This window comes from Mesorhizobium sp. M2C.T.Ca.TU.002.02.1.1, assembly GCF_003997225.1.
This window is the reverse complement of the sequence record NZ_RZTO01000787.1, coordinates 1-2,816: the sequence shown is the minus strand read 5'-3', so window position 1 is coordinate 2,816 and position 2,816 is coordinate 1. Positions and strand designations below refer to the sequence as shown.

The window sequence follows — 2,816 nt, the reverse complement described above, 5'->3', positions numbered from 1 at the left end:
CTTCGGTGCCGATCTCCTGGCGGGCGCGCATATCGGTGATCTGGTAGCTGCGCCAAGTCCAGTGCGCCTCGGCGGGATCCTTGGTGCGGGAACCGTCGGCCTTGAAATGATAGATGAAGAACAGCCCGTGCTCGTCCGGCAGATAGGGCGAGAGGTCGGTGCCTTCGGCGGGGAGGGCGATGTTCATGGCGGCTTCGCCGGCTCTTGATGCGGTCGGGTCGCGGGGGCGGCCAGGCAGCGTTTCTAGCATGCGCGACCCGTTTGGGTGTGACAGTTCGATGACGGCCGGCGCTCAGCCGTCTCGGTCCTGATTTCGTGCGTCTCAAAAAAATCTTCCGCGTCCCGGGAATAAAGCCCGGGCCTTCCGGGTCTTGGCTGTAGCGAGGCCATCCTCCCAAGGCACGCATCAACCAACCCGGAAGGACTACGCATATGAACAGAACCGTCTTCGCCGCTCTCGCCATCCTCGTTGCCACCGGCAGCGCCTTTGCCGGCAGCGACCGTTTCCCCTGGACGAATGGCGGCCAGCAGGCCGTCGCTATCGACACCATCACCACCGGTTCCATCGCGAAGCCGGACATGGACCGCCACGACATGAAGCCTGCGGCCAGGATTGCTGCGGAAGAGCCCGGCCAGGGCATTTGGGGTCGTTGAGCTTGGAGCCGGGACCGAAGGTCCTGACGCCAGTGTGAGGAAGGCACGCCTCGCCCCGGCTCAACGACCAGACGTCCCGATCTCCCCGGCGCCGGCCGGTCTTCAGTCGCGACGGCCGGCGCCGGTTTCGCAGCCGGCGGAGGGCAGCACCGGGCCCTCCGCCATTCCCCGCATGTCGCCCAAAACTGCGCAGTGCTTTGGGTGACATGCGGCAGACCAATGAATTACCGCCTGAAACCTGAAGCAAATTTGCAGCCACAAGAGGAGATTTCTGATGTTCAACATGACACGCCGCATGGTGCTCGGTTCCGCCGCCGCCGCTGCCGCCTTCGGCATTGCCGGCAAGCTGGAGTTCGCGCCCGCGGCTTACGCCGAGACCCCGGTCGAGCCGCTGGTCGGCTTCTACAAATACAAGGTGGGCTCGCTTGAGGTCACCGCCGTCTATGACGGCATCTGGCGCAAACCGCACGACCCGGCCTTCATCAAGGACGTGTCGGTCGACGATACCAAGGCAGCGCTCGCCAAGGCGGGGCTGACCACCGAGTTCATGCCGATCCCGCTCACCGTCGTGGTGCTTCAGATGAACGGCCGCACCATCATGATGGACGCCGGCTCGGGCGTCGGACAGTGGCAGGCCAACGCCACGCATCTTCCGGCCAACATGAAGGCGGCCGGCATCGACTACAAGGCGATCGACACCATCATGATCTCGCATTTCCATCCGGACCATGTCTGGGGCCTGATGGAGAAGGGCACCAACAATCCGGTGTTCCCGAATGCGGAGCTCATCGTCAACGCCACCGAATACAATTGGTGGACGGATCCGAGCCGCCTGGCCAAGCTGCCCGAGGGCCGCAAGCCGGCGGGCAAGCGCATCGCCGAGAACTTCCCGAAGTGGAAGAACTGGAAGCTGGTCGACGACGGCACGGAAGTGGTGCCCGGCATCCGCCTCATGGCGGCGCCCGGCCACACGCCTGGACACTCGGTCTACCATGTCGATGCCGGCTCCGAGCAGTTCCTCGTCTCGGCCGACACCATGTACGTGCCGGCGCTGCTTGCCCCGCATCCCGAATGGCAGGGCAGCTACGACCAGGACGGGCCGATGGCGATCGCCACGCGCCACAAGATCATCGACCAGGTGATCGCCGACAATGTCCGCATCTGCGGCTCGCACTTCCCGTTCCCCGGCACAGGCAGCTTCGTCAAGGATGGCAACGCCTACGCCTTCACCCCAACCCAGATCTGATCGGAATCGGATCCTGAACAGAAAGCGACAACCCATGAAACACGCACTTTTCGCGGTGCTCGGCGCCATTGCGGTGCTGACCGCCGCCCCGATCGCCATCGCCGTTCCGGCCTATGCGGTCGACGACATCGAAGGCGCCGACGCGCCGGACCTGACGGCCGTGAAAGCCAAGATCGACGCCAAGGACTACAAGGGCGCGCTGGCCGACCTGCGCGATCTCGCGCAGGACAACCAGCAGGCCGACGTCTACAACCTGCTCGGCTTCACGCTGCGCAAGACCGGCGACTACCAGACCTCGCTGACCTACTACACCAAGGCGCTGGAGCTTAAGCCCGACCACAAGGCCGCGCATGAATATCTGGGCGAGCTCTATGTCGAGACCGGCGACATGGCGAAGGCCAACGAGCAACTCGCCTCGCTGCAAAAACTCTGTCCGGCGGGCTGCGAGGAGCTTTCCGACCTCAAGCAGGCGATCGACACCAAGGTGACGAAGTAAGGCGTCTATTTCCTCGCCCCGCAAAGCGGGGAGAGGTTGCCGCGAAGCGGCCGGAGAGGGGCCAGCTCTGACCTTGGCTCGATCAATACCACTTTTGGGCGCCACGGCGGTAGCGCCCGAAAACCGGAGCCGGCGTTCCTCTCCCTCGCGTCGGCTCCGACCTTTCAACCTCGAGCGCGCAGGCGCGTGTCCACGTGGACGCGCGACGCCAACCTGCTTTCCAAAGATTGGAGCCGACCATGACACCGATCGAACTTGCCGAAAAACTTCACGTCAGGGACGTGGTCCTGCTTGCCGGCCGACTGTTGCTGTCCCTGATCTTCGTGCATGAGGGACTGGAACTCGCGACCCATTTCGAAGGCGCTCAGAAGGCGATGGCCGCGCTCGGCGTTGGCACGCCGCTGCTTGTCGCCACTATCC

The 2,816-nt window shown here is 64.2% G+C and carries 4 protein-coding genes and 1 pseudogene; 4 read left to right on the top strand and 1 reads right to left on the bottom strand.

What is annotated here, in order from left to right; translation table 11 throughout:
• Positions 1–187, bottom strand: a pseudogene (locus EOD07_RS29425) (magnesium transporter CorA); the annotation flags it as partial.
• A gap of 245 nt (positions 188–432) precedes the next feature.
• On the opposite strand from EOD07_RS29425, the gene EOD07_RS29420 reads away from it, so the two are divergent.
• The 4 genes from EOD07_RS29420 to EOD07_RS29405 all read left to right on the top strand — a co-directional run.
• Entirely contained in the window at positions 433–654 is a 222-nt protein-coding gene (locus tag EOD07_RS29420; protein ID WP_073987166.1) for a DUF680 domain-containing protein, read from the top strand.
• A 274-nt stretch (positions 655–928) separates the two neighbouring features.
• Positions 929–1,900 (top strand): MBL fold metallo-hydrolase, encoded by a 972-nt coding sequence (locus EOD07_RS29415; protein WP_073987167.1) that lies wholly within the window; start codon positions 929–931, stop codon positions 1,898–1,900.
• A 34-nt stretch (positions 1,901–1,934) separates the two neighbouring features.
• Positions 1,935–2,396, top strand: a complete 462-nt coding sequence (locus EOD07_RS29410) for a tetratricopeptide repeat protein (protein ID WP_071074655.1) — start codon at positions 1,935–1,937, stop codon at positions 2,394–2,396.
• A gap of 239 nt (positions 2,397–2,635) precedes the next feature.
• A partial coding sequence (locus EOD07_RS29405; protein ID WP_127237838.1) for a DoxX family membrane protein occupies positions 2,636–2,816 on the top strand: 181 nt, incomplete at its 3' end.